Raw genomic sequence first — 4,812 nt, 5'->3', positions numbered from 1 at the left:
CTCCTGCGCCTCGCGGCGGCCATCGTCGTCCACCGGCATGCGGCGGGTCGCCATGTCGTCGGCCAGGGCCAACATCTTCTCGCGCATGCTGGACCAGTCGCGCACGATGGCGCGCACTTCCTCCAGCACGCTGCGGATGCGCTTCTCGACCTGCGCCATTTCCTCCGGCGGCAGGCGGTCGATCTCCAGCAGCATCAGCGACTCATGCTTGCCCTCGCCCACGGCGGTGACCTTGCCGGCCTTGTCGCGCGCCAGCCGCACCAGCGGATGGCCGAGCACGTGCACGCCCACGCCCATCTCGGCCAGCGCCATGCTGACCGAATCGACCAGGAACGGCATGTCGTCGTTGACGATCTGCAGCACGGTATGCGGCGACTCCCAGCCGTGCGTCTTCTGCGTGGCATTGAAGATGCGCACGTTGGCGGTGCCTGGCTTGCGGGTGCGCGCGAACGCCAGGGTATCGGCGGCGATCGCGGCCCAACCGTCCGCACCGTGGTGCGGGTACTCGTCTTCCTCCATGCGCTTGTAGAACGCTTCGGCGAACGTGCGCGCCTCGGCCTGCGCAGCGGCTCCGGAGACGCGCTTGCGGATCGCGTCGAGGATCGGCGCCAGCGAGAACGCCTCGCCTGCCTTCGCCATCGCCGTGCCAGTCTTTTCCGCGGCCTTCGCCGCCTTCTCCGGTCGGGCGGCCACCTTCTTGGTGGGCGTGGCCTTCGGGCTCACCGCGTGGGTGGCCTTCTTGGCTTCCGGTTTGGACGACGGTTTGGCGGCTTTTTTCGGGCTGCGCGCAGCGTTCATGCAGAGAATGGCTCAACAAGTGGTAGTCGAATGGTCATTGTATCTCCCGACGCCGTGACAAAACTTGCTGCGAGGCGTCATTGGTGCGGCTTGCAATCGCATGCCGGATTGTCTAGCGAGAGCGGAACGGGCGTTTGTCGGCAAGCGCCTCGGCGGATTGCCGAGAACGCGACCAACATTCGGCAGCGCACGGAAGCACGCGCCTCGCCGTCACGCATCCCTCACGAAGTACACCCTTCGCTTTGTGCACGGAAATGCCATGTTTTCAAGCCTGTCAAAATTCTGAACTGGACGGTATAGTCCAGTCCGTATGCGCCCCTCCCCCGACCTTTCCGCGCCCGATCAACGTCGTGCCCGCGTCCATAGCGCCGTGCGGGAACTGATGTCGGAACAGGGCTTCCGCGTCAGCATGGACGCGGTCGCCGCCCGTGCCGGCTGTTCCAAGCAGACGCTGTATGCGCATTTCGGCAGCAAGCAGGAGCTGCTGCGCAGCGTGATCGCGGAGCACCAGGACGTCGCGACCGCGCGCCTGTCGCCGGTGGTGGAGGATCCCCGCGTCGCGCTGGTCGACTTCGCCACGGAACACCTGCGGCATCTCTGCGATCCTGCCATCGTCTCCACCAGTCGCCTGCTGGCGGCGGAAGCGCACCAGTTTCCCGACGAAGCGCGCGATCTCTACCGGCAGGCCTGCGATACTCTGGTCCAGCGCCTCGCCACCTGGCTGCAGCACGCCATGGACCAAGGCAGGTTGAGGCATGACGATCCGCATTACGCCGCGGAGTTGCTGCTCAGCATGATCGTGGGAATGGACTTCGAACGGCAGCGGTTCGGCGTGCGGCATCGCGCGGGCGATCGCGCGCGCCGCCGCTGGGCCGAGTTCGCGGTAGATGCCTTTCTGCGCGCCTTCCAGGCTTCATCCGACACCCCCRACCCGGTCCCTTCCGATGCGCCCCGCGGGCGGCGCATCCGCTCATCGCATTCCCTTCCCACGTCTGCAAGAAAAAGAAACGGAGCTTCCCCATGACGTCCCCCGTCCGTTCCCTCGTCCTCGCCAGCGCGCTGCTGGCGATCCTCGCCGCCTGCAGCAAGCCCGAACCGCAGCAGATGCCGCCCCCCGAAGTGGTGGTGCTGAGCGCCAAGCCGCAGGATGTGCCGCTGCAGCGCGACCTCGTCGGCCGCCTGTCGCCCTTCCGCAGCTCCGACGTGCGTGCGCGCGTGGCCGGCGTCGTGCAGAAGCGCGTGTACCAGGAAGGCAGCGACGTGAAGGAAGGCCAGGTGCTGTTCCTGATCGACCCCGCGCCGTTGCAGGCCTCGCTGAGCGCCGCGCAGGCGAACCTGGCCTCGGCACAGGCGTCCTATGCCAATGCCAAGGTGTCGGCGGACCGCGCCCGCCAGCTGGCGCCGCAGAAATTCGTGTCGAAGTCGGACCTCGACAACGCCGAGGCCGCAGAACGCAGCGCTGCCGCCGCCGTGCAGCAAGCGCGCGCCAACGTCGAGTCCGCCCGCATCAACCTCGGCTACGCCAGCGTCACCGCGCCGATCTCCGGCCGCGCCGGCAAACAGCAGGTCACCGAGGGCGCGCTGGTCGGCCAGGGCGATGCCACGCTGCTGACCACGATCGACCAGATCGATCCGCTGTACGCCAACTTCTCGATGAGCGCCAGCGAGATGCAGGCCATCCAGCAGGCCCAGGGCGCAGGCAAGGTGCAGCTGGCCGGTGAAGGCCAGCGCACGGTGCAGATCGTGCTGCCCAACGGGCAGGTGCTCGACCAGACTGGCACGCTGGACTTCTCCGACACCGTCGTCGATCCCGCCACGGGCAGCGTCTCGTTGCGCGCCACCCTGCCGAATGCGGACCGCACCCTCCTGCCGGGCACCTTCGTCACCCTGCGCGCCACGCTGGGCGAACAGAAGGGCGCCTTCCTGATCCCGCAGGGCGCGATCCAGCGCGATACCGTCAGCGCCTATGCGATGGTCATCGGCAAGGACGGCAACGTGGCGCGCAAGAACGTCAACGCGCAGCAGGCCATCGGTGCCGACTGGCTGGTCACCGAGGGCCTCGTGGCCGGCGACCAGGTCATCGTCGAGGGCCTGCAGAAGGTCAAGGAAGGCGCGCCGGCCAAGGGTGTGACCGCCGAACAGGCGGCCGCCGCCAAGGCCGCCCAGGCCAAGCCCGCGCCCGCGCCAGGCAAGGCCGAGTAAGAAGGACCCTCCCCCATGCCCAAGTTCTTCATCAACCACCCGATCTTCGCCTGGGTCGTGTCGATCCTGATCTCGCTCGCCGGCGTGATCGCGATCCTCAACCTTGGCGTCGAATCCTATCCCTCCATCGCGCCCCCGCAGGTCACGGTCAGCGCGAGCTATCCCGGTGCCAGCGCGGAGACCACCGAACGCTCCGTCACACAGGTCATCGAGCAACAGCTGACCGGCATCGACAACCTGCTGTACTTCAGCTCCAGCTCCAGTTCCGCCGGGCAGGCCTCGATCACGCTGACGTTCCAGACCGGTACCGACGCCGACATCGCGCAGGTGCAGGTACAGAACAAGGTATCGCTGGCCACCCCACGCCTGCCCAGCGAGGTCACCGCACAGGGCGTCGTCGTGGCGAAGGCGAACGCAGGCTTCCTGATGGTGGTGGGCCTGCAGTCCGACAACGCGAGCATCGACCGCAATCGCCTGAACGACATCGTCGCCTCGCGCGTGCTCGACCAGATCGCCCGCGTGCCCGGCGTCGGCAGCACGCAGCACTTCGGTTCCGAGTACGCCATGAACCTGTGGCTGGACCCGGGCAAGCTGCAGGGTTACAACCTGTCGGCCACCGAGGCCCTGTCGGCCGTGCGCGCGCAGAACGTGCAGTTCGCCGCCGGCTCGGTCGGCTCCGATCCCGCGCCGGAAGGCCAGGCGTTCACGGCAACGGTATCGGCGGAAGGCCGCTTCACCTCGCCGGAGCAGTTCGAGCAGATCATCCTGCGCGCGAACAACGATGGCTCCACTGTCCGCCTGAAGGATGTCGCGCGCGTGGAGTTCGGTGCGCAGAACTTCGGATTCGACACCCAGTTCAACGGCAAGCCGGTCGGCGCGTTCGCCATCCAGTTGCTGCCGGGTGCCAACGCCCTCAACGTCGCCGACGCCGTGCGCGCGAAGATGGATGAACTGGCGCCGAGCTTCCCGCCCGGGGTCACGTGGTTCTCGCCGTACGACACCACCACCTTCGTCAAGATCTCGATCGAGGAAGTGGTCAAGACGCTGATCGAAGCGGTGATCCTGGTGTTCCTGGTGATGCTGGTGTTCCTGCAGAACTTCCGCGCCACCATCATCCCGACCCTCGTCATCCCGGTCGCCCTGCTGGGCACGTTCTGGGGCCTGAGCCTGATCGGCTTCACCATCAACCAGCTGACCATGTTCGCACTGGTGCTGGCGATCGGCATCGTGGTCGACGACGCCATCGTGGTGATCGAGAACGTCGAGCGCATCATGGCGGAAGAAAAGCTGCCGCCGCGCGAAGCGACCATCAAGGCGATGGGCCAGATCACCGGCGCCGTCATCGCGATCACCGTGGTGCTGGCGGCGGTGTTCATCCCGTCGGCGCTGCAGGGCGGCGCCTCGGGCGAGATATACAAGCAGTTCGCGCTGACCATCGCCATCTCGATGGCGTTTTCGGCCTTCCTGGCGCTGGGCTTCACCCCGGCCCTGTGCGCGACCTTCCTGAAGCAGCACGAGCACGACAGCCACGAGAAGAAGAACGTCATCTTCCGGACGTTCGAGAAGTACTACGGCAAGCTCGAGAAAACCTACGTGGGCCACATCGGCGCCGCGATCAAGCACGCCCCGCGCTGGATGATCGTGTTCGCGCTGCTGACGGTGCTGGCTGGCTTCCTCTTCACTCGACTGCCCAGCAGCTTCGTCCCTGAGGAAGACCAGGGATATGCGCTGGCCATCGTGCAGCTGCCGCCAGGCAACACGTTGCAGAAGACCAAGCAGGTGTTCAACCAGGTCCGTGGCACGCTGCAGCAG

3 protein-coding genes and 1 pseudogene are annotated in these 4,812 nt (G+C 66.7%); 3 read left to right on the top strand and 1 reads right to left on the bottom strand.

Annotated features, from left to right (window positions below):
• A pseudogene (locus AC04L7_RS12555) lies at window positions 1-639 on the bottom strand (NAD-glutamate dehydrogenase); the annotation flags it as partial.
• Between the two features lie 469 nt (window positions 640-1,108).
• On the opposite strand from AC04L7_RS12555, the gene AC04L7_RS12550 reads away from it, so the two are divergent.
• The 3 genes from AC04L7_RS12550 to AC04L7_RS12540 form a co-directional block, all read left to right on the top strand.
• Window positions 1,109-1,822: a TetR/AcrR family transcriptional regulator gene (locus AC04L7_RS12550; protein WP_475513116.1), complete on the top strand. Its 714-nt coding sequence runs from the start codon at window positions 1,109-1,111 to the stop codon at window positions 1,820-1,822.
• Complete coding sequence (locus AC04L7_RS12545) at window positions 1,819-3,000, top strand: efflux RND transporter periplasmic adaptor subunit (protein ID WP_435998258.1); 1,182 nt, start codon at window positions 1,819-1,821, stop codon at window positions 2,998-3,000. The genes AC04L7_RS12550 and AC04L7_RS12545 overlap by 4 nt, the downstream gene beginning before the upstream one ends.
• Window positions 3,001-3,015: 15 nt before the next feature.
• Window positions 3,016-4,812 (top strand): efflux RND transporter permease subunit (locus AC04L7_RS12540; protein WP_475513115.1); only part of this gene is annotated, 1,797 nt, incomplete at its 3' end.

It is taken from the genome of Pseudoxanthomonas sp. LjRoot204_2, from assembly GCF_056175765.1.
The sequence above is the reverse complement of the archived record's forward strand: the minus strand, read 5'-3'. Positions and strand labels throughout refer to the sequence as shown.

Coding starts and splice junctions, on each gene's coding strand:
- AC04L7_RS12545 (WP_435998258.1), top strand. CDS start 1,819: ATGACGTCCCCCGTCCGTTCCCTCGTCCTCGCCAGCGCGCTGCTGGCG.